Genomic DNA, 20,498 nt, shown 5'->3' with positions numbered 1-20,498 from the left:
CTCACGGTAATCGTCGACAGTTAACTGAGGTGACGTGAGCCGGACATGGAAATTTAACGAAAAATACCGCGAACCTTAATCAGCATTCGCGGTGGCATGCACAGCCTGGATCAGTTCCAGGCCATTGACGTTACGCAGGTGCTAGATCGACCTGACCCAGATTTCGCGGAAGGCATAGTCATTGCCGTTTCCGGTGGCGACATGGTTAACGATCTGCAACTCCATCTGTGATGCACTCGCGGTAAACGTGCCTTTGAGCGGAGCCCAGGCCATTGACGAAATTTCCGTCGCGGGGGCAATGACTTGCGCTCCGCTGTTGAGTGACAGCACCGGAACCGAATAGCTGTTGTTCCACCTGCGCACGGTCACCCCGAACTCATAGGACCGACCCACTTCCAGCCCCTGAAAGGTCTTTTTCAACACCGTGCCGGCAGAGTTGTTGGTGTAGGTGTTGTCGAATAATACGTAGATATCTCCATCTTTGGTGATGGTGAGATCCCGTGGATCAGTCGCAGCGTCGCCCCTCATCCAACCATTCCAGTTATTGGTACCGTCTGTTGCCGAGAAGGTCGTTGTATCGTCGAAAGGCGCCTGGACCTCAAGACACAATGTCGGGAACAGCACCGGGCCAGCACAACTGCCTCCATCCAGCGCCGCCTGAAAAACAAACGCGAGATGGCTCCCGTCTTTCAGATTCTGCAAAGACGCCCAGGCAATATTGCGACGCCAGCCCTCCTGGAACTCTTGTTGCGTGACGGGCTCGGCGTCGGCCACTCGCAGCATCACTGGCGAGCCGTCGGCTTGTTGACCGCAGACATGCAGCGTTGTCTTTTGATTAACCACCATGAATGGCCAACGCGCCACCTCGACCGTGACACCGGCCGAATCATCAGGTTTTTTCAGAACGAGTACATCGTTGACGGCTTGTGGCACCACAGGAGCGGGCACACAGGAGAGAGAAACCAACGCGGGGTTTGTCATGACAGAAATCCTTTCTGAATGAGCGCCAACCCCTCCATGGGGTCGGACACAGGAAAGGAGCTAAGACCACGTGAGGGGAAGCGTCTACTGTCAATTCGACCATTCGAACAGCAAAACATAAATACCAGATGAATGGTCGTCCGCCCCCCCCTGCCCCCGGAAACTCTATCTGTCAGTGCTTGCCCACCGGCACCAGGGCAATTTTGTAGGGATCGAAAATCTTCAGCATCTGGCCGTTGTTTCGCAGGCCTTGCAGCAACTTGCCGAATGCTTCCCCCGTAATCGGCGCCTCTGGACGAATCAGCGCGTAATGGTGATAGACCTGATCGATGCGTTGCGACACCAGCAACTGCTCGCCGACTTTTTCGTTGCGCAGCAGGTAATCGCTCAGATAAGAGCGTGTCACCAGGGCAATGTCCGCTCGCCCGCGCAGCACCATCAGCAGGTTGCTGTCGTGGGAATAGGTCAGCGTGGCGTTGTAAGTGTCGGCCAGGTACTTGGGATCGGCGTTGAAATTGGCAAACTCGTAGTGATAGCCGCTGTACAGCGCCAGGCGCTTGCTCGCCAGATCCTTGAAGTAGTTCTCATCGCGACCGGGTTGCTTCTGCGCGACAAAGATTTCTGCATCTTCCAGGCCCATGTCGACATCGGTATGCGGAATGTCCTTCCAGCCCCACTCCGGGTTCTCGAAAATCGCCATATCGACCCGGCCTTCCTTGAAGTCATTGAAACGCCGGGGAATCGAGGTGGGCACCAGCACAAACTGATAATCGGTTTGCAGCTGATTCAACGCTTCCACCAGTTGCGGCAGCAGACCGGTGTCGGCACCGGACTCCGGGCGCACGGTATAGGGTGGAAAATGGGCGGCCCCGACCCGCACCTGTTGCGCGGCCTGAGATGGCAACACCCAGCACACCGCAAGCGCCGCCAGCAAAAGCCGCGACGCCATTCGAATTGATGAAGACATCAAAACAGCACACTCCCCAAAAAAAATACTCACCAATGCATACAAACTAGGCTGTTTCGTCAACTTAGCCAGTTTCTTGCCGAGATAGACGGCTCTTACCGTTCTTCAAGCACCAAAATCAGCGCTTCATCGGCCAATTGATCGAGGTTCATACTGCCATCGGCGCGAAACCAGGTGGTGGTCCAGGAGAGTGCGCCCGTCAGGAAGCGGCGGGTGATGAACACGTCGCCCCGGATAAAACCGGCGTCCTTGGCTTCTCCCAGCACCTGCAGCCAGATGGCTTCATAAATATCGCGCAACGCCAGAACCTGCGCCTGACCTTCCTCAGACAGCGAACGCCACTCATACACCAGCACCGCCATGGCCTCGCCACTGCCGCCCATGATCGACTGCAATTCGCAGCGAATCAGCGCCAGCACCCGCTCGCGCACATTGCCGGCCTCGGCCAGCGCTGCACGCATCAACGCGGTGTTGTAGCGAATGGTCTCCTCCATCACTGCCCGCAGAATCTCGTCCTTGCTTTTGAAGTGATGAAAAATGCTGCCTGACTGAATGCCCACCGCACTGGCCAGGTCACGCACGGTGGTGCGTTCATAACCTTTGTTGCGAAACAGGTGAGCGGCCACTTGCAGCAGTTTGCCGCGGGCGCTGTCGGGGTCGGTCAATTGGCCGCTGTCGACCAATTCGCGCATCACCCTCAGGGCTTTTTGCTCGTCCACCCGTTCTCTCCTACAGTCGATCAATCAAATGCGCCGCTGCCCGTTAAAACAGCAGGGTTGCGCGGGCAATTTAAGCTGGCGGGGGCGACCAAGCAAGCGCTCGGGAAGAAGATAATCAAGGCGTTTACAAACCAAGCGCTTGCTTGGTAGTCTCGAAGCACTTCTGTCGCAGGTGGCTATGGAGTTGACTGTGCCTAAAACAATTCGCATCGGTTGTGCCAGTGCATTCTGGGGCGACACCTCGACCGCCGCCGCGCAACTGGTGGAGGGCGGGGGACTGGACTATCTGGTGTTCGATTATCTGGCCGAAATAACAATGTCGATCATGGCCGGGGCGCGGATGAAAGACCCCGCCACCGGCTACGCCAGCGACTTCATCGAAGTCCTCAACCCCCTCCTCGAGCAGCTCGCAAAACAACAGATCCGGGTGATCAGCAATGCCGGCGGGGTTAATCCACAGGCCTGCGCCGCAGCCCTGCAAGCGGCCTGCGACAAGGCCGGGGTGGCGCTGAAAATCGCCGTGCTGTCGGGTGACGACCTACAACCGCAGTTCAAACACCTGAGCAACCTGGGCATCCATGAGATGTTCAGTGGCGCACCCCTGCCGCCTATGTGCGTGTCGACCAACGCCTACCTCGGCGCACCGGGCATCGTCGAAGCCCTGCGCCTGGGCGCCGACGTTGTGATCACCGGGCGCGTAGTCGACAGCGCCGTGGTCAGCGCCGCGCTGATGCATGAGTTTGGCTGGTCGTGGCACGACTACGACAAACTCGCCCAAGCCGCATTGGCCGGGCATCTGATCGAATGTGGCGCCCAGTGCACCGGCGGTAATTTCACCGATTGGCACGACGTGCCCGACTACGAACACATCGGTTTTCCGATCGTCGAAGTCGGTGCCGACAGCCAGTTCATCGTCAGCAAACCCGACGGCTCCGGCGGCCTGGTCACGCCCCTGACGGTAGGCGAGCAGATGCTCTATGAAATCGGCGATCCGCAGGCCTATTTGCTGCCCGATGTGGTGTGCGATTTCAGTCAGGTCAAACTCGTGCAACAAGGCAAAAACGCGGTTCAGGTGCATGGCGCGAAAGGCTTGCCACCGACCGCTCAGTACAAGGTCAGCGCAACGTACCCGGACGGTTTCCGCTGCACCGCCAGTTGCCTGATCGCCGGGATCGATGCCGTGGCCAAGGCCCGACGGGTCAGCCAGGCGATCATCAACAAGACCTCGGAAATGTTTAACCAGCGCGGCTGGGCGCCCTACAGCGAGGTGAACATCGAACTGCTGGGCAGCGAAGCCACTTACGGCCCCCACGGCCAGCGCCAGGACAGCCGCGAAGTGGTGATCAAACTCGCCGTGCGCCATCCGAGCAAGCAGGCCTTGATTCTGTTCTCCCGGGAAATCGCTCAGGCTGCCACCGGTATGGCGCCTGGGCTGACGGGAATCGTCGGCGGGCGGCCGACGGTGTATCCGTTGATCCGGCTGTTTTCGTTCCTGATCGACAAAACCGCCTGCACCTTGGAGATCGACCTTGCCGGTGAGCGCCATCCGTGTGCCCTGCCCGCCCTCGATGCGCTCGACCCAGCTGACTTGCCGCTGCCGTTCGACCCACCCAAAGCCACAGAGCGTGCCGACGCCAGCGTGGCCTTGATCAAACTCGCCGTGGCGCGCTCCGGCGACAAGGGTAACCACAGCAACATCGGCGTCATGGCCCGCCACCCCGACTACCTGCCGTGGATCGCCGAAACACTGACACCCGAGGTGATGGTCGACTGGATGAGCCATGTCCTCGACCCGATTCACGGACGCGTCGAACGCTGGTATTTACCCGGCACTCAGAGCTTTAATTTTCTTCTGGAAAACGCACTCGGCGGCGGTGGCGTGGCCAGCCTGCGGATCGATCCGCAGGGCAAGGCGTTCGCCCAACAACTGTTGGAAATCCAGATTCCGGTGCCCCAGCGCATCGCCGATCAGTTCAATTAGAGGACTGTCGCCATGGCCTATGACTCGATTTTCAAACCCGACCTGTTCGCCGGCCAAACCATCATCGTCACCGGAGGCGGTAGCGGCATCGGTCGTTGCACCGCCCATGAGCTCGCGGCCCTCGGCGCGCAAGTGCTGCTGGTGGGACGCAATGCCGACAAATTGAAAAAGGTCAGCGCCGAAATCACCGAAGACGGCGGTAAAGCCAGTTGGCAGGTCTGCGATATCCGCAACGAAGACGCCGTCACGCAACTGGTCAGCGAGCTGATCCGCGAACACGGGCCGATTCATGGGTTGGTCAACAATGCTGGCGGGCAGTACCCGTCGCCGCTGGCGTCGATCAATCAGAAAGGTTTCGAAACCATCCTGCGCACCAACCTGGTGGGTGGTTTTCTGATGGCCCGGGAGGTGTTCAATCAGTCCATGAGCAAGCACGGCGGTGCCATCGTCAACATGCTCGCCGACATGTGGGGCGGCATGCCCGGCATGGGCCATTCGGGCGCGGCGCGCTCGGGCATGGACAACTTCACCAAGACCGCCGCGTTCGAATGGGGCTACGCCGGCGTGCGGGTCAACGCCGTCGCGCCGGGCTGGGTCGCGTCCAGCGGCATGGACACCTACGAAGGCGCGTTCCGGGCGGTGATTCCGACGCTGTGCGAACACGTGCCGCTCAAGCGCATCGGCACCGAATCGGAAATCAGCGCGGCGATTGTGTTCCTGCTCAGCCCGGCAGCGGCGTTTGTCAGCGGCAGCACGTTGCGCATCGACGGTGCCGCCAGCCTCGGCGGGCGGGCCTGGCCAATGCACAAGGCGCAGAACAGTCACTCGTACAACGGCTTTCACCGCGCCTATTTACCTGAAGTACTCAGGCCGGACGCCTCCAAACCAGACGAACCGAAGGACAAGGAATAACCATGCCGGTCATCCAGTCCCAGATAGACCCGTTCAGCGAACCATTCGCCCGCAACCGTGCGGCCATGCTGGCCGGCATCGAGCAGGTCCGCCAGCTCGAACAGAACCTGTTGAATAAAGCCACAGAAGCCAAACCGAGGTTCGACAAGCGCGGGCAATTGCTGCCCCGGGAGCGGCTGAACCTGCTGCTTGATCCCGGCGCGCCATTCCTCGAGCTGGCGAGCCTGGCCGGCTACAAGCTGCACGACGACAAGGACGGCAGCGCGGCCGGCGGCGGTTTGATCGCCGGGATCGGTTACGTATCCGGCGTGCGGGTGCTGGTGGTGGCGAACAACAGCGCGATCAAGGGCGGCACCATTTCCCCCAGCGGCCTGAAAAAGTCCCTGCGTCTGCAGCAGATCGCCATGGAAAACAAACTACCGGTGATCACCCTCGCCGAGAGCGGTGGCGCCAACCTCAACTATGCGGCGGAAATTTTCGTCGAAGGCGCGCGCAGCTTTGCCAATCAGGCGCGGATGTCGGCGATGGGCTTGCCGCAGATCACCGTGGTCCACGGCTCGGCCACGGCGGGCGGTGCTTACCAGCCAGGGTTGTCGGATTACGTGGTGGTGGTGCGCGGCAAGGCCAAGCTGTTTCTCGCCGGCCCCCCGCTGCTCAAGGCAGCCACCGGTGAAGTCGCCACCGACGAAGAACTGGGCGGTGCCGAGATGCATGCACAAACCGCCGGCACCGCCGAATACCTGGCCGAGAACGATGCCGATGGCGTGCGCCAGGTGCGCGAGATTGTCAGTCTGTTGCCGTGGAACGATCAGTTGCCGTGGTTACCGGAACGTCGGTGGGAAGAGCCCCTCTACCCCATCGACGAACTGCTGGGGCTGATCCCGGATGACCCGAAAAAACCTTACGACGTGCGTGAAATCATCGCGCGGGTTGCCGACGCTTCGAACTTCCTCGAATTCAAAAGCGAGTTCGATCAGCAGACGGTGTGCGGGCATTTGCAGATCCAGGGTCGAGCCTGCGGTTTCATCGGCAACAACGGCCCGATCACCCCCAAAGGCGCGAGCAAGGCCGCGCAGTTCATTCAACTCTGCGACCAGAGCCAGACGCCGCTGCTGTTTTTCCACAACACCACCGGCTTCATGGTCGGCACCGAGTCGGAACAGCAAGGCGTGATCAAGCACGGCGCGAAAATGATTCAAGCGGTGGCCAATGCCCGGGTGCCTAAACTGACAATCGTCGTCGGCGGTTCCTACGGTGCCGGCAATTACGCGATGTGCGGCCGCGGTCTCGACCCGCGCTTCATCTTCGCCTGGCCCAACAGCCGCACCGCGGTGATGGGCGGCGCCCAGGCCGGCAAAGTGCTGCGGATCGTCACCGAAGCCAAACAACTCAAGGACGGATTGGTGCCCGACCCAAAAATGCTCGACATGCTGGAACAGGTCACCGCGCAGAAACTCGATAGCCAGTCCACCGCGCTATATGGCAGCGCCAACCTGTGGGATGACGGGCTGATCGATCCACGGGATACCCGCACGTTGCTTGGATACTTGCTGGACATCTGCCATGAGGCCGAGGTTCGGGCGCTGCAACCCAACAGCTTTGGTGTCGCCCGCTTCTAAGGGCGATCAGGAGAACAATAAAAATGATCTTCACCCAGGAACACGAAGCACTGCGCCGCACCGTCCGCCAATTCGTCGATCATGAAATCAATCCCCACGTCGAGGAATGGGAAAAGGCCGGGCGCTTTCCGATCCATGAGATCTTCCGCAAGGCCGGCGAGCTCGGTTTGCTGGGGATTTCCAAACCGGAAAAATTCGGCGGAATGGGCCTCGATTACAGTTATTCGATTGTGGCGGCCGAAGAGTTCGGCACCATTCATTGCGGCGGCATTCCGATGTCCATCGGCGTGCAGACCGACATGTGCACCCCGGCCCTGGCGCGTTTCGGCTCCGATGAACTGCGCGAAGAATTCCTGCGGCCGGCGATCACCGGCGAGCAGGTCGGCTGCATCGGCGTTTCCGAAGTCGGCGCCGGCTCCGACGTCGCCGGGCTGAAAACCACCGCCCGCAAGGACGGCGACGACTACGTGATCAACGGCAGCAAGATGTGGATCACCAACTCGCCGAGCGCCGATTTCATCTGCCTGCTGGCCAACACCTCGGACGACAAACCGCACATCAACAAGTCGCTGATCATGGTGCCGATGAGCAGCCCCGGGATCAGCCTCAGCTCGCACCTGGACAAGCTCGGCATGCGCAGCTCGGAAACCGCCCAGGTGTTTTTCGATAACGTGCGCGTGCCGCAACGCAACCGCATCGGCCACGAAGGCGCGGGGTTCATGATGCAGATGCTGCAGTTCCAGGAAGAACGGCTGTTCGGCGCGGCGAACATGATCAAAGGCCTGGAGTACTGCGTCGACAGCACCATCGAGTACTGCAAGGAGCGTAAAACCTTCGGCAACGCGCTGATCGACAACCAGGTCATCCACTTTCGCCTGGCCGAGCTGCAAACCGAAATCGAATGCCTGCGGGCGCTGGTCTACCAGGCCACCGAGCAATACATCAAAGGCCAGGACGTCACCCGTCTGGCCTCCATGGCCAAACTCAAGGCCGGGCGACTGGGCCGGGAAGTCAGCGACAGTTGCCTGCAATACTGGGGCGGCATGGGCTTCATGTGGGACAACCCGGTGGCCAGGGCTTACCGCGATGTGCGGCTGGTATCGATTGGCGGCGGTGCCGACGAAATCATGCTGGGGATCATCTGCAAACTCATGGGCATCCTGCCGGGGAAAAACAAATGAGCACCCTCCCCACCTGTCAAACCCTGTTGCTCGGCCTGCATGACAGCGTGCTGCACATCACCCTCAATCGTCCCGAAAGCCGTAATGCCATGAGCTTGCAGATGGTCACCGAACTGCGTGCGGTGCTGGCGGCGGTTCGCGATGATCGGCAGATTCGTGCGCTAGTGATCGGCGGTGCCGGCGGGCATTTTTGTGCCGGTGCCGACATCAAGGACATGGCCAACGCCCGCGCTCAAGGCCAGCCCGCCTACCGCGATTTGAACCGTGCGTTCGGTGCGCTACTGCAAGAGGTGCAACGCGCGCCGCAAGTGGTGATGACGGTGCTGCAAGGTGCGGTGCTTGGCGGCGGCTTCGGCCTGGCTTGCGTCAGCGACATCGCGATGGCCGATCATCAGGCGCAGTTCGGCCTGCCGGAAACCAGCCTCGGCCTGTTGCCGGCGCAGATCGCGCCTTACGTGGTGCAACGCATCGGCCTGACCCAGGCCCGCCGACTGGCCCTGACCGCCGCACGCTTCGATGGCACCCAGGCGCGGCGCATGGGGCTGGTGCATTTTGTCGAACATGACCCACAAGCCTTGGCCGAACGCCTCGATGAGGTGCTGGCCCATGTGTTGTGTTGCGCACCGGGGGCGAACGCGGCGACCAAAAAGCTGTTGCTGGCGAGTGCCGGACAACCCTCGGATGATCTGCTGGATCAGGCAGCCGAGTGGTTCAGCGAAGCAGTGACCGGGGCTGAAGGGATCGAGGGGACGATGGCTTTTGTGCAGAAGCGCAAACCAGGGTGGTCCGTTTAAGAGCTTCGCGAGCAAGCCCTTACATTCACCGCAAAAAACCAAGGGAATAACCGATGCCCGCCCTCAAAAAAATCCTGATCGCCAACCGCGGTGAAATCGCCTGCCGTGTCCAGCGCACCGCGCAAGAGCTGGGCTACCGCACCGTCGCCGTATTCAGCGACGCCGACGCCGATGCGCTGCACGTGCAGATGGCCGACGAAGCCGTGAACATCGGCCCAGCCCCGGTGCAGCAGTCTTATCTGGACATCCCGGCCATCATCGACGCCGCCCGGCGCACCGGTGCCGATGCAATCCATCCCGGTTACGGCTTCCTCTCGGAAAACTCAGGCTTCGCCCTCGCCTGCCAACAAGCCGGCATCATCTTTATCGGTCCCAGCTCCGAAGCCATCGAGCTGATGGGCAGTAAACGGCTGTCGAAACTGGCCATGATCAAAGCCGGCGTGCCCTGCATCAAAGGCTATCAGGGCAGCGAACAGGACGACGCCACCCTGCGCCGCGAAGCCGAACGCATCGGCTATCCGCTGATGATCAAGGCCAGTGCCGGCGGTGGCGGTCGCGGCATGCGCCTGGTGCACAGCGCCGCCGAATTGCCGGAACAGCTCCGTAGCGCACGCTCCGAAGCGCTGCACGGGTTTGGCAGCGACGAATTGATCCTCGAACAAGCCTTGATCGATCCGCGTCACGTTGAAATTCAGGTGTTCGGCGACCAGCACGGCAACCTGATCCACCTCGGCGAGCGCGACTGTTCGATCCAGCGCCGCCACCAGAAAATCATCGAAGAAGCGCCCTGCCCGGCGATGACCACCGAGTTGCGCCAGGCCATGGGCGAGGCGGCGCTCAAGGCGGGTCGCGCGGTGAATTACGTGGGGGCTGGCACTGTGGAATTCCTGCTGGATGCTCACGGCCGGTTTTACTTCCTGGAGATGAACACCCGGTTGCAAGTGGAACACCCGGTGACTGAACTGATCACCGGCCTCGATCTGGTGGCCTGGCAATTACACATCGCCGAAGGGCAACCGCTGCCGCTACGACAGGAACAGGTGCAGCTCAACGGGCATGCCATGGAAGTGCGCCTGTACGCCGAAGATCCGGCCCAGGGATTTCTGCCGCAAACCGGTCGAATCGTGGCCTGGGAGCCAGCGATCCAGGGCAGCGTACGGATCGACCATGGCCTGATCGAAGGCCAGTCTGTCAGCCCGTTCTATGACCCGCTGCTGGGCAAGCTCATCGCCCACGGTGCCACCCGTGAAGAAGCCCGGCGCAAGTTGCTGCGGGCGGTACAGGACAGTGTGCTGCTGGGCGTGCAGAGCAATCAGCGCTTGCTCGCCAATCTGCTGGAACACCCCCAGTTCATCAGTGGCGAGTTCAGCACCGGGTTCATCCCCACGAACTTCGCCGACCATCCCTGCCTGCACCCTCATACGCCGAGCGCCGACGAGCTGGCCATCGCCGCGGTGCTTTTTTATCAAGCATCAGCGCAGGCCCACCCCGCCCCGCTGGCCGGTTGGCGCAACAATGCCAGCGTGCCTCTGCACTATCGGATCGGCCTGGAGGATCAGGCCTGGCCGGTCGAACTGCACGCTGAACCTGGCAAGCCCTACCGTGTTCAGGTTGGCGCCCGGCCCCTCGAACTGAAGGTCATCCAGTGCGACGGACGCTGGGCCACCCTGCAAATCGACGGCATCCGCCAACGCCATGCCTACCGCCTCGAAGCCGGGCAACTCTGGTTGTTCACGCGCCCCGGCAGCCTGCGACTGGTCGATCGGACCCGGGCGCTGGTCAGCGGCCAGGCCAGTGTCAGCTCCGGCACGCTCAAGGCGCCGATGGACGGGGCGATCGTCGACGTATTGGTCAGTGAGGGCAGCCCGGTCAGCAAAGGACAGCTGCTGGTGGTGCTTGAAGCGATGAAAATGGAGCATCCACTCAAATCGGGTATCGACGGCGTGCTCAAGCGCTTGCAGGTCAGGGTCGGCGACCAGGTAAAAAATCGTCAGATTCTGTTGGAGGTCGAATAAGCCGCTAGGCGGATCCGCCGGGTTTGGCTACGCTCAAGCCCTATCAGGATGCGGATACCAGGAAACCTGCAATGCCTCACTGGCTGGTCATTGATCTGGAAGCCACCACCGATGAGGGCGGCTGGCCAGTAACAGAAATGGAAATCATCGAAATCGGCGCCACCCTCGTGGACCGCAAAGGCCGGGAACTGGATCACTTCCAGTGCTTCGTGCGCCCGTTGCGTCGGCCCCTGTTGACCCCGTTTTGCCGCGAATTGACCCACATCACCCAGGCCAATGTCGATGCTGCCCAGCCCCTGAGCGACGTCTGGGTTTCGTTCGAACACTGGCTCGACCAACATCTCTCGAATCTGGAAGGCTGGGCCAGTTGGGGTGACTACGACCGCAAACAGCTGCTTCAGGAATGGCAGCGGCTGCAACTCGACAGCGCCCTGAACCGAGTGCCGCACATGAATCTCAAGCAACGTTTCGCCAAGGCCTGTCGACTGGAGCGCCCGCTGGGGCTTAATGGCGCCCTGCAACTGGCGGGCCTGCAGTTCAACGGTCAGCAGCATCGGGCGCTGGAGGATGCGCGCAATACCGCGCGCCTGTTGCCGCTGATTTTCCCCGCCAATCCTTGAGTGCAGGAGGTGACGCCTATCGACACCTTGTGCATACTGGCCGGCCCTTTTTAGCCCTTTTCGAGGAATCGCCCATGTTTAAAGTCAACGAGTACTTCGACGGCACCGTCAAGTCGATCGCCTTTGGCACCGCTGAAGGTCCGGCGACCATCGGCGTCATGGCACCGGGCGAATACGAATTCGGCACCAGCCAACGTGAAATCATGCACGTGGTGTCCGGCGCCCTGACCGTCAAACTGCCTGACAGCAGCGACTGGCAAACCTTCGCCGCCGGCAGCCAGTTCAACGTGCCCGCCAACAGCAAGTTCCAGCTGAAAGTGGCCGTCGACACCGCTTACCTGTGCGAATACCGCGGCTAACCCCCTAGGGTTTCACAGCGAAAAAAAATGCCCGTGTTCTTGGACACGGGCATTTTTTTTATCAGGGCTGCTATTCGAGGATCGTCACCGGCATGCCGACTTCGAGCCGACCGTTACCGTCATTGACCAGGTTCTGCCCGAACATCGCGCCGTCCTCTTGAGCCCGATACTGCTGCAAGGTCGCCAGAGGTTCGCGGTCGTCGCTACGTTCGCCGGTCTGCGGGTCGATGGTGGTCAGAATGCAACGTGAGCAGGACTTGACCACGCGGAACTCGACATCGCCAATGCGGATGCGCTTCCAGCCATCTTCGGCGAACGCCTCGCTGCCCTCGATCACCAGATTGGGCCGAAAGCGCAGCATCTCCAGCGGTCGCCCGACCCGTTGCGACAAGTCTTCCAGCGACGCCTGGCCAATCAGCAACAACGGAAAACCGTCGGCAAAAGCCACCTGATCGTCGTCCTTGCCGTAGCCGGCCTGGGTGGTCCGCGCACGATCGAGCGGCACATGCACCAGACGCGTCGGCTTGCCGATGAACTCACTGACCCAGGCAGCCGCAGCAATGCCGGCATCGGGCACGCGCAAGGTGTCGCGCCAGATGGTCACGCCACGCAGCTCTGCATCGCTGGCGGGCAAGGCGATATCGATCGGTGAATGGCCTTGGGCACTGAGGGTCAAGCCACCGCTTGCGTTCCACAACGCCGACAGCTGACTCATTTTCGCCTCCGCGCGCTGGGTCAGAAAACGCCCGCTGGCCTCGTCGACCAGCATCCAGCGCCGGTCGCCGTCCAGCCCCAGTTTGTCCAGGCTGACCTGATTCAAGGTCTCGCCCTTGCCGGATTTCAACGGAAAACGATAAAGCGCGCTCAGATGCATGGCCACAGCTCCCTGGTGGGCAAAAACGCCACCCTATACGAGCTTGATCGCCGAATCAAAGACCCTGTGGCGAGGGGGCTTGCCCCCGTTGGGCTGCACAGCAGCCCCAAACCCTGCCACCGCGTTTTTCCAGATCGTTATCAGGCCGGCACTTCGTCGAGCATCAGGCGCTGACGCACCACGTCGACGAGTTTGTCGGGCTGGAATTTGGAGAGGAAGTTGTCGCAGCCGACCTTCTTGACCATCGAGTCATTGAAGCTACCCGACAGCGAGGTGTGCAGGACTACATAAAGGCCGCGCAAACGGGGGTCGTTGCGTATCTCGGTGGTCAGGCGATAGCCGTCCATCTCCGGCATTTCCGCATCGGTGAAGATCATCAACAGCTTGTCAGTCATGTTCACACCGGTATCAGCCCAGGCCTTGAGCATGTTCAGCGCCTTCAAGCCATCACTGGCAATATGCATTTTCACGCCCAACTGACCCAAGGTGTCGCGCAATTGCGACAGAGCCACGTTCGAGTCATCCACCAGCAGCACTTCACGGCCACGGGCGCGCTCCAGAACCGGATCGTCGAGTTTGTCGCGAGAGACCTTGGCGTTGTACGGCACGATTTCGGCCAGGACTTTTTCGACGTCGATGATTTCCACCAGCTGATCGTCGACCTTGCTGATGGCGGTCAGGTAATGCTGGCGACCGGCGCTGGTCGGCGGCGGCAGAATGGCTTCCCAGTTCATATTGACGATGCGGTCCACGCCACCGACCAGAAATGCCTGCACCGAGCGGTTGTACTCGGTGACGATGATCGTACTGGTGGGGCTTGGCACCAGCGGACGCATGCCGATGGCCTGGGACAGGTCGATCACCGGCAGCGTCTGGCCACGCAGGTTGACCACGCCACAAACAAAGGGGTGGCGCTGCGGCATCAGGGTCAGCTTCGGCAGCTGCAGCACTTCCTGGACCTTGAAGACGTTGATCGCGAACAATTGCCGTCCGGCCAGCCGGAACATGAGAATTTCCAGGCGATTCTCACCCACCAGTTGCGTGCGTTGGTCTACCGTGTCGAGAATGCCGGCCATTAATGACTCCTGGGCTTGTTCTGATGAATTCACTAAAGAGAGTTATCGGCAGTTTTTGCCGAATCTTGACCCCCGGACAAAATGCCATGCCCAAGCATTGATATCACATTAACATCATGCTTTACTGACCCCGTGAATTCATCTGCTTCATCCCTTGCGGCGCGACCTTGGTTTGCACGTTAGGTTCCCCTGTGTAAGGGATTCCCCTAGGCACAATCAGGCCCAACCTGATATTCGCAATATCCAATAGCCATTAATGTGACGCCATTCTCATTGCATGAACGGAGTCAGGCTTTTGTGTGCGATCGCAGGTCAGTGGCCATCCACTCTTTCGAGTTCCCCAGTCGGTGCCCAAGCCTGCCAGAGCGCGATCTCACCAAGGCATGGCAGCGCCGGGACACGTAAGGTTCTCGTCGACACACACGACATTCCCTCATCTGACATGACGTTGTGGAGATAAGCATGGCGAACAACCCTAAAGAGTGGGCCCAGCGGATTCCGGAGTTTCTCGTCGAGGCTGAAACACTCCTGGCCAAGTCCGAGGAGTGCCTGAGTCATTTGCAGTTGATCAGCAATGACAAGGACGCCATCGATTGCATGCTCAGCACCCTTCTCAAGCTGGCAAGCAAGGCCGATGCCTTGGCACTGGCAACGGTTTCGGAATTCTCGCTGCACATTCATGGATTGCTGAGCCACGCCCAGAATCACATGGACCTGCATGATCAGGCCCTGGATGCGCTCAAGGATTGCTTCACGTTAATGGCCTGGCAACTCGAACTCATCGACCAGACCACCGGTCAACTCGGCCTCGATGACAGTGAACAGACGTCCCTGATCGAAGCGTTTGCATTTCAAGTGGGACAAAGTCAGTTTCAGCCGCCCAGCCACTCCAAGCAGTTCAGGCTCGTTTCGTTCTCTGAACGGCAGGCTTAAATTCACCAACCCCGTGTTGCGCATTTTTTATTGTAATGATGCCGCCCTGTAACTTGACTGTGCGCATACCGCAATTGAATATTTCATACCCGTCGATGGCAGCTCGAAACAAATAGATACCCCCGCCCCGACTTCAGATAGTGCCTGCCAATAGAAACTAAACGCCTGGCACACTCGATATCTTTCGAAGATAAAAATCAAAAAGCTTTCCATTATGGAACTATCGTCCAAAAACGTTATTTCCTGAAGGTGCCTACCTATGTGCCGAACGCGACCAACGGTATCTTAAGTGGTATTATGCCGCCCATTCGTTGACGTCAATTAATGACAGAGTGCCCCTTGGCGCGAACAAGCTCATAACATTGAAGGCTTTATTTCGAGCATTGCACTGCCATCATTAAAGGCGACTCATACAACCTATTTTCAAACAGAGACCCGTCAGCCCTTATGACCGGTCTGCCCGCAGCGAACATCCATTGGCTCCATCCGCTATGTACGCCAGCCTCAAGTCAATCGCCCTGTGGCCACCCTCCCGAAAAAGCGCTCGCCGGTTCACGCTTTTCGTGTGCACCTGCTCGACGCTTGGCAGCCTGTTGGTCTACAGCTTGTCGATGCCTCTGCCGGTGAGTCTGCTGGTGCTCAATACTGCGGCGCTGACCTGCGTCTGGGTGGGGCATCGCCTCTCGCTCAAATCGATAAAGTTTCAGCCTCAAGAATTGGCCGACCGTCTGCTGGAAGTTCAGGAAAATGAACGTCACCGGCTCAGTCGGGAACTGCATGATGATATTGGCCAATTGCTGACCGCCGCAAAACTTCAGAGTGAATGGCTCAAACGTCGATTGCCTGAAGAACTGCAGGGTCAATGTTCGGTCCTCTGCGATACGCTGGACGAAACCCTGACCAAAGTTCGTGATGTATCAGCCATCCTGAACCCACGACAGTTGACCAGTCTCGGGCTGGAAGCCAGTCTGCGTGCACATTTACTCAGAACCCTGGCCAATACGTCCGTGAACTGGAGCCTGGAATGCCATCAACGTTTGACTGGCATACCGGAAGAAATGGCGGTGGCGGCCTTTCGCATCACTCAAGAGGCGGTTACCAATATGCTGCGCCATGCCGAAGCCAGGAATCTGTTGGTCCGCCTGCAACGTCTGCCCCAAGGCCTGACGTTGTTAATCAGTGACGATGGCCTGGGGTTCGAGCCAGCGGCAGACCCTGCTCGCGAGGGGCAACGCGGAATGGCCGGAATGTCGGAACGGATCGATCAGTTGGGCGGCACGCTGACCGTGACCAGCGAGCCGGGCAAAGGCACTCAAATCGAAGCACTCTTCCCCTGGGCGCCCCGTGCGCTGGAACGGGCCAGTACGAATAAGGTTATGCGTTGACTTGTAACTTACTTCTGGTGGACGACCACTCGCTTATCAGGGCTGGCGTGCGCGCTCTGGTGCTGGATATTCCCGGCTATGCGGTCATTGGGGAGGCCAGTGACGGCTCGCAGTTACTCGAGATGGTCGAGCAACTGTCCCCGGACATCATCCTGCTGGATATCTCCATGAGGAAAACCGGTGGCCTTGAAGCCTTGCAGCGACTCAAACGAGTACGTCCGCAGTGCAAAGTGCTCATCCTGTCGATGCACACCGACCCGGCGCTCATCATGCAAGCACTCGAATCCGGGGCTCATGGCTACCTGCTCAAAGACACCACGGCCACCGAGCTCGAACATGCCCTGGATGCCTTGCGCAATAACGAACGCTACCTGAGCCCGGCCATTGCCCACACCGTCATCAACCAGGCGCTGACCCGAACCCAGAAAAATCAGGCGCCAACCCAGGACTCGCACAACCTGACGGCACGCCAGCTGGAAATCCTGCGATTGATTGTTCGCGGAAAATCCACCCGGGAAATTGCCAATGGCTTGGGCCTGAGCATCAAGACTGTCGAAACCCACCGCTCGCAGATCATGAAACGCTTGCAGATCTACGATGTGGCCGGCCTGGTGTTGTTCGCCGTGCGCGAGCAAATCATCAGTCTGGACGATTAGCCGGATTCGAGCCGCTCAGCAGCGGCGAGCCCTCGGGCAAATGCACCCGCAATGCCGCCGGCCGTGCCGAAAACCGCAGGCTATCGCCCTCCAGAGGCTCACCATCAAGGTTGATATAAAGGCCCTCCGATACTTTGATCTCGACCCATGGCAAGCGGGCTCGCACAAACATGTTGTCGATTCCGAAGCCATCGGTCAGCAGGTCTTTCAAGGTACCGACCACTTCCTGGGGCGCGGGCAAAATGCTGATATCCAGCAAACCATCGTCAGCCAGCGCCTGCGGGCACAACATATGACCACCGCCAGCCTGTCGGCCATTGCCGATGCCTAATGCCAACAACTCACCGGCCCAGTGAAAATCCGGCCCCTGCAACTCGCCATAGGCCGCATGCAACTCACTGAAGCGCGATAAACCGGTGAAGAGATAAGCCGCGCCGCCAAGAACTTTTTTCAGTTCCTCGGAAGTATTGGCCGTGACCTGACTGCCAAAGCCGCCCGTGGCCATGTTCAGAAAAACCTGCCCACCCACCTCCCCCAGATCAATGGCATGCGGGGCGGCCTCCAAAAGCTCCAGCGCTTGAGCGGGCTCCAGGGGCACACCCGCGGCGCGTGCAAAATCGTTGGCGGTGCCCAAGGGCAAAAGCACCAGGCTGGCCTGAGTCGAATGCGCCGCCATGGCTTCGGCGATATCACGCAAGGTGCCATCGCCGCCGCCGGCAATCAGCTGCGTATAGCCCGCCGTCAACGCTTCCCCCACCAGCCGCTGCGCATCACCAGCCTCCCAGGTCAGTCGAACAGCCAGTTCCCAACCTTGTTGGCGCTTGCCTTCGACAGCTGAACGGACCTGCTCATTGAGTGCCTGCTTGCCATGCAGAATCAACAGCGCCTTGCGCTCGTTCATTTTGATCACCCCCCTTTCCGAATCCGTATGGGAGATGTTGACCTCGCAGCCCCTCATAAAAGTCGCAAGGATTTCAATTATTTCCTGGGGAAGGACACTTGAGTCCTACAGAGCGGTATTTTTTCTTACAAAACCTGAGGAATCGGCTCAATTGACCCATCAGGGCAATTGGTACACCGTTGTGTCAGCGGTTATCAGTCATCACCAGTAAATTACACAGGGATGTGCAAACAATGAATGGAACCCCTTTAAGGTCCTCAAAAATCGTAAGTAATAACCGTATCGGCCACCTGAATGGTTTTAACGCAAGGAGCCAATTATTCCATGCAAAGCCATGACCTCAGACTACCGGTAACTCCGGTTGCGCCGTTCTCAGACAATCACGTCAATCAGCAGGCTGAATTCAAAAGCAGCGCAAAGCCCACCGGAGAAGTTGATATGGAACCTCGCGTCACTGAACTGGAGACACATCTCAAGTACATCCGCAGAGACCTGGATGAAGTCCGCGGCGACGTCAAATCCATCAAGCACAGGCTTGCCTATTCAGCTGGCGGAACAGCTGTGGTCCTGGGGCTTTTGAGCTGGATCTCCAATAGTCGCTTCGACCAGGTCGTGACACTTCTGGCAAATTAAGGAACGGTCATGCACGCAAGCCCCAACGCTTTCGACCGGGCTTGCGTGGCAGAACCAGGACCTGCATCAGCCCAGGACTTCACTCAACGGGATGAAGCTCACACTATCACCCTCGATCAGCGTACGGTCCTCCAGCACTTCAACCAGACCGTCCGCCCAGGCGGCACTGCGAAGTACGCCAGAGCTCTGATTCCTGTAGATGATTGCCCGGCCATTCTCCAGACGTCCGCGCAAGTACTCACGTCGGTTACCAGCCTTTGGCCAGACAAACCCTGCCGGTACCTGAAACTTCAGGGGTTCGATCTCTTTTACGCCTTGGCGGCGCAAGAGGTAGGGCCTCGCCAACAAAGCAAAAGTCACCAGGGTTGACGCCGGATTGCCGGGCAAACCAATGACAGGCACACCGCGAAAATGCCCGAACGTCAGCGGCTTGCCTGGCTTGATGGCAAGCTTCCACAGGGTCAACTCGCCCTCTTCCCGCAAGGCAATGCCCAGAAAGTCGGCTTCTCCCACCGATACGCCACCGGTGGAGAGAATCAGGTCGACATCCTTCAACTCGCCGAGACGGGCACGAGTGGTCGCTAAATCATCGGGAAGAATGCCAGCATCGATCACCTCACAGCCCAAGCGCTGCAACCAGCTGCAAAGCAACACTCGATTGCTGTTGTAGATCTGTCCCGGTCCAAGGGCCTGGCCCGGCTCAATCAGCTCATCCCCGGTAGACAAAACCGCAACACGAACCTTGCGAACCACATCCAATTCAGCGCATCCCAACGATGCCGCCAGCCCCTGTTCGATGGGCCCCAGGCGTGTACCGGCGGGCAAGATCAACTCACCGGCGGTGGTTTCCTGGCCTTGTGGACGGATGTTCTGCCCCGGCGTCATGGTCTCGGTGAAACGTACCCGCTCATCCGCCTGAACCTCGGCGTTCTCCTGCATCTCGACACAGTCGGCTCCCGCGGGCACAGGCGCGCCGGTGAAGATCCGCGCACAGGTCCCAGGCTTCAAGGGCTCCGGAGCCTGACCTGCAAAAATCTTCTGGCTGACCGGCAACGGTTCTCCCGTCCAGTCGGCGACGCGCAAGGCATACCCATCCATGGCACTGTTGGGCCAAGGCGGCAGATCAAGTGTCGAAACCAGATCAGCAGCCAGTACACGCCCCTGAACCTGCGCCAACGGCAAGCGTTGGTACTCATGAATTCTCGAGGCGTCGGCCATTTCCAGTAGCCGCGCGAGCGCTACCTCGACAGCCATCAGGCTGCCAGTCTTGCCTGGCTTACCCGCGGGATTCACAGGGTGCCGCCTGTTTCAGATGAGTCACGAAATTGCACGGACGGTGCCGGGAATCCAGTTGTTCGGCGAGAATACCGTCCCAACCGGTGCGCACCGCATTGGTCGAACCCGGCAAGCAGCAAACCAGCGTGCCATTGGCCAGACCGGCCAAGGCCCGGGACTGAACCGTGGAAGTACCGATATCCGCCACCGATATCTGCCGGAACAGTTCACCAAAACCATCGACCTGCTTATCCAGCAGGCAACTCACCGCTTCAGGCGTGCTGTCACGACCGGTAAACCCGGTACCGCCAGTGATCAGCACCACTTGCACGACTTCATCGGCAATCCAGTTGGCCACTTGCGCACGAATTTTGTAGAGATCATCTTTGAGCAATACACGGGCCGCCAGGTTATGACCGGCAGCGCTCAAGCGGTCGACGAAGACCTGGCCTGAGGTGTCGGTTTCCAGGGTACGGGTATCGCTGACAGTCAGCACCGCGATGTTGAGCGGTGCGAAAGGTACATCAGCCTTGGCTTTCATAGGCTCGTCCAGTTGTAGGAGAAACAGCCCGGTGTTATATCACAGCGCCTCATTTTTTCGCCGCCCCCATGGAGAA

General features: G+C 59.4%; 20 protein-coding genes. 12 read left to right on the top strand and 8 right to left on the bottom strand.

The genetic code is table 11. From position 1 onward, the window contains the following. Positions 1–141 precede the first annotated feature (141 nt). The 3 genes from AC07VO_RS14575 to AC07VO_RS14565 form a co-directional block, all read right to left on the bottom strand. Entirely contained in the window at positions 142–981 is an 840-nt protein-coding gene (locus AC07VO_RS14575) for a hypothetical protein (RefSeq protein WP_018929983.1), read from the bottom strand. Positions 982–1,153: 172 nt separating this feature from the next. Further along, complete coding sequence (locus AC07VO_RS14570; RefSeq protein ID WP_026331946.1) at positions 1,154–1,948, bottom strand: substrate-binding periplasmic protein; 795 nt, start codon at positions 1,946–1,948, stop codon at positions 1,154–1,156. 95 nt (positions 1,949–2,043) lie between these two features. After that, positions 2,044–2,667 (bottom strand): TetR/AcrR family transcriptional regulator, encoded by a 624-nt coding sequence (locus tag AC07VO_RS14565; RefSeq protein ID WP_064616776.1) that lies wholly within the window; start codon positions 2,665–2,667, stop codon positions 2,044–2,046. A 190-nt stretch (positions 2,668–2,857) separates the two neighbouring features. Between AC07VO_RS14565 and AC07VO_RS14560 the strand changes: the two genes are divergently transcribed. From AC07VO_RS14560 to ppnP, 8 genes are all read left to right on the top strand, one after another. Next, on the top strand, positions 2,858–4,648 hold the full coding sequence (locus AC07VO_RS14560) for an acyclic terpene utilization AtuA family protein (RefSeq protein WP_192351014.1): 1,791 nt from the start codon (positions 2,858–2,860) through the stop codon (positions 4,646–4,648). 12 nt (positions 4,649–4,660) lie between these two features. Continuing rightward, positions 4,661–5,560 (top strand): SDR family oxidoreductase, encoded by a 900-nt coding sequence (locus AC07VO_RS14555; RefSeq protein WP_138867052.1) that lies wholly within the window; start codon positions 4,661–4,663, stop codon positions 5,558–5,560. A 2-nt stretch (positions 5,561–5,562) separates the two neighbouring features. Next, positions 5,563–7,179 (top strand): geranyl-CoA carboxylase subunit beta, encoded by a 1,617-nt coding sequence (atuC, locus tag AC07VO_RS14550; RefSeq protein ID WP_192351012.1) that lies wholly within the window; start codon positions 5,563–5,565, stop codon positions 7,177–7,179. Positions 7,180–7,202: 23 nt separating this feature from the next. Further along, the gene (gene atuD / locus AC07VO_RS14545) at positions 7,203–8,360 is read left to right on the top strand and encodes a citronellyl-CoA dehydrogenase (RefSeq protein ID WP_018929989.1); all 1,158 of its coding nucleotides are present in this window, start codon (positions 7,203–7,205) and stop codon (positions 8,358–8,360) included. Continuing rightward, the gene (locus AC07VO_RS14540; protein ID WP_192351010.1) at positions 8,357–9,154 is read left to right on the top strand and encodes an enoyl-CoA hydratase/isomerase family protein; all 798 of its coding nucleotides are present in this window, start codon (positions 8,357–8,359) and stop codon (positions 9,152–9,154) included. The genes atuD and AC07VO_RS14540 overlap by 4 nt, the downstream gene beginning before the upstream one ends. A 53-nt stretch (positions 9,155–9,207) precedes the next feature. Further along, positions 9,208–11,169: an acetyl/propionyl/methylcrotonyl-CoA carboxylase subunit alpha gene (locus tag AC07VO_RS14535; protein WP_192351008.1), complete on the top strand. Its 1,962-nt coding sequence runs from the start codon at positions 9,208–9,210 to the stop codon at positions 11,167–11,169. A 71-nt stretch (positions 11,170–11,240) separates the two neighbouring features. Next, positions 11,241–11,789, top strand: coding sequence for a 3'-5' exonuclease (locus AC07VO_RS14530; protein ID WP_086944671.1), 549 nt, complete (start codon positions 11,241–11,243; stop codon positions 11,787–11,789). 74 nt (positions 11,790–11,863) lie between these two features. Further along, a complete protein-coding gene (ppnP, locus tag AC07VO_RS14525) occupies positions 11,864–12,148 on the top strand; it encodes a pyrimidine/purine nucleoside phosphorylase (RefSeq protein WP_018929993.1) in 285 nt (94 codons plus the stop codon). Between the two features lie 70 nt (positions 12,149–12,218). Here ppnP and AC07VO_RS14520 read toward each other — a convergent pair whose 3' ends face one another. Both AC07VO_RS14520 and AC07VO_RS14515 read right to left on the bottom strand, forming a co-directional pair. After that, complete coding sequence (locus AC07VO_RS14520) at positions 12,219–13,022, bottom strand: MOSC domain-containing protein (RefSeq protein ID WP_019582506.1); 804 nt, start codon at positions 13,020–13,022, stop codon at positions 12,219–12,221. Positions 13,023–13,162: 140 nt separating this feature from the next. Beyond that, the gene (locus AC07VO_RS14515; protein ID WP_018929995.1) at positions 13,163–14,098 is read right to left on the bottom strand and encodes a chemotaxis protein CheV; all 936 of its coding nucleotides are present in this window, start codon (positions 14,096–14,098) and stop codon (positions 13,163–13,165) included. A gap of 462 nt (positions 14,099–14,560) precedes the next feature. On the opposite strand from AC07VO_RS14515, the gene AC07VO_RS14510 reads away from it, so the two are divergent. The 3 genes from AC07VO_RS14510 (at position 14,561) to AC07VO_RS14500 (ending at position 17,072) form a co-directional block, all read left to right on the top strand. Next, the gene (locus AC07VO_RS14510) at positions 14,561–15,031 is read left to right on the top strand and encodes a hypothetical protein (RefSeq protein WP_019582507.1); all 471 of its coding nucleotides are present in this window, start codon (positions 14,561–14,563) and stop codon (positions 15,029–15,031) included. Positions 15,032–15,522: 491 nt separating this feature from the next. Beyond that, positions 15,523–16,416: a sensor histidine kinase gene (locus AC07VO_RS14505; RefSeq protein WP_018929997.1), complete on the top strand. Its 894-nt coding sequence runs from the start codon at positions 15,523–15,525 to the stop codon at positions 16,414–16,416. Next, positions 16,413–17,072, top strand: a complete 660-nt coding sequence (locus AC07VO_RS14500; protein ID WP_019582509.1) for a response regulator — start codon at positions 16,413–16,415, stop codon at positions 17,070–17,072. Before AC07VO_RS14505 ends, AC07VO_RS14500 begins: the two co-directional genes overlap by 4 nt. On the opposite strand, the gene yegS is transcribed toward AC07VO_RS14500, so the two are convergent. Next, complete coding sequence (yegS, locus tag AC07VO_RS14495; RefSeq protein ID WP_192351006.1) at positions 17,056–17,973, bottom strand: lipid kinase YegS; 918 nt, start codon at positions 17,971–17,973, stop codon at positions 17,056–17,058. The two genes, AC07VO_RS14500 and yegS, sit on opposite strands and share 17 nt — an antisense overlap. Before the next feature lie 324 nt (positions 17,974–18,297). Here yegS and AC07VO_RS14490 point away from each other — a divergent pair, with 324 nt between their 5' ends. Beyond that, a complete protein-coding gene (locus AC07VO_RS14490; protein ID WP_086944670.1) occupies positions 18,298–18,606 on the top strand; it encodes a hypothetical protein in 309 nt (102 codons plus the stop codon). A 66-nt stretch (positions 18,607–18,672) separates the two neighbouring features. Here AC07VO_RS14490 and AC07VO_RS14485 read toward each other — a convergent pair whose 3' ends face one another. Both AC07VO_RS14485 and moaB read right to left on the bottom strand, forming a co-directional pair. Beyond that, positions 18,673–19,899, bottom strand: a complete 1,227-nt coding sequence (locus tag AC07VO_RS14485; protein WP_064616760.1) for a molybdopterin molybdotransferase MoeA — start codon at positions 19,897–19,899, stop codon at positions 18,673–18,675. Beyond that, entirely contained in the window at positions 19,883–20,422 is a 540-nt protein-coding gene (gene moaB, locus AC07VO_RS14480; protein WP_007940044.1) for a molybdenum cofactor biosynthesis protein B, read from the bottom strand. Before moaB ends, AC07VO_RS14485 begins: the two co-directional genes overlap by 17 nt. Positions 20,423–20,498: the final 76 nt, after the last annotated feature.

Source organism: Pseudomonas sp. GW821-FHT03E01, from assembly GCF_059420765.1.
Note: the sequence above shows the minus strand (reverse complement) of the source record. Positions and strands in the feature narration are given on the sequence as shown.

Coding starts and splice junctions, on each gene's coding strand:
- AC07VO_RS14535 (WP_192351008.1), top strand. CDS start 9,208: ATGCCCGCCCTCAAAAAAATCCTGATCGCCAACCGCGGTGAAATCGCC.
- AC07VO_RS14515 (WP_018929995.1), bottom strand. CDS start 14,098: ATGGCCGGCATTCTCGACACGGTAGACCAACGCACGCAACTGGTGGGT.
- AC07VO_RS14575 (WP_018929983.1), bottom strand. CDS start 981: ATGACAAACCCCGCGTTGGTTTCTCTCTCCTGTGTGCCCGCTCCTGTG.
- yegS (WP_192351006.1), bottom strand. CDS start 17,973: ATGAACGAGCGCAAGGCGCTGTTGATTCTGCATGGCAAGCAGGCACTC.
- AC07VO_RS14490 (WP_086944670.1), top strand. CDS start 18,298: ATGCAAAGCCATGACCTCAGACTACCGGTAACTCCGGTTGCGCCGTTC.
- AC07VO_RS14510 (WP_019582507.1), top strand. CDS start 14,561: ATGGCGAACAACCCTAAAGAGTGGGCCCAGCGGATTCCGGAGTTTCTC.
- AC07VO_RS14540 (WP_192351010.1), top strand. CDS start 8,357: ATGAGCACCCTCCCCACCTGTCAAACCCTGTTGCTCGGCCTGCATGAC.
- atuC (WP_192351012.1), top strand. CDS start 5,563: ATGCCGGTCATCCAGTCCCAGATAGACCCGTTCAGCGAACCATTCGCC.
- AC07VO_RS14555 (WP_138867052.1), top strand. CDS start 4,661: ATGGCCTATGACTCGATTTTCAAACCCGACCTGTTCGCCGGCCAAACC.
- AC07VO_RS14570 (WP_026331946.1), bottom strand. CDS start 1,948: ATGTCTTCATCAATTCGAATGGCGTCGCGGCTTTTGCTGGCGGCGCTT.
- AC07VO_RS14505 (WP_018929997.1), top strand. CDS start 15,523: ATGTACGCCAGCCTCAAGTCAATCGCCCTGTGGCCACCCTCCCGAAAA.
- ppnP (WP_018929993.1), top strand. CDS start 11,864: ATGTTTAAAGTCAACGAGTACTTCGACGGCACCGTCAAGTCGATCGCC.
- atuD (WP_018929989.1), top strand. CDS start 7,203: ATGATCTTCACCCAGGAACACGAAGCACTGCGCCGCACCGTCCGCCAA.
- moaB (WP_007940044.1), bottom strand. CDS start 20,422: ATGAAAGCCAAGGCTGATGTACCTTTCGCACCGCTCAACATCGCGGTG.
- AC07VO_RS14520 (WP_019582506.1), bottom strand. CDS start 13,022: ATGCATCTGAGCGCGCTTTATCGTTTTCCGTTGAAATCCGGCAAGGGC.
- AC07VO_RS14530 (WP_086944671.1), top strand. CDS start 11,241: ATGCCTCACTGGCTGGTCATTGATCTGGAAGCCACCACCGATGAGGGC.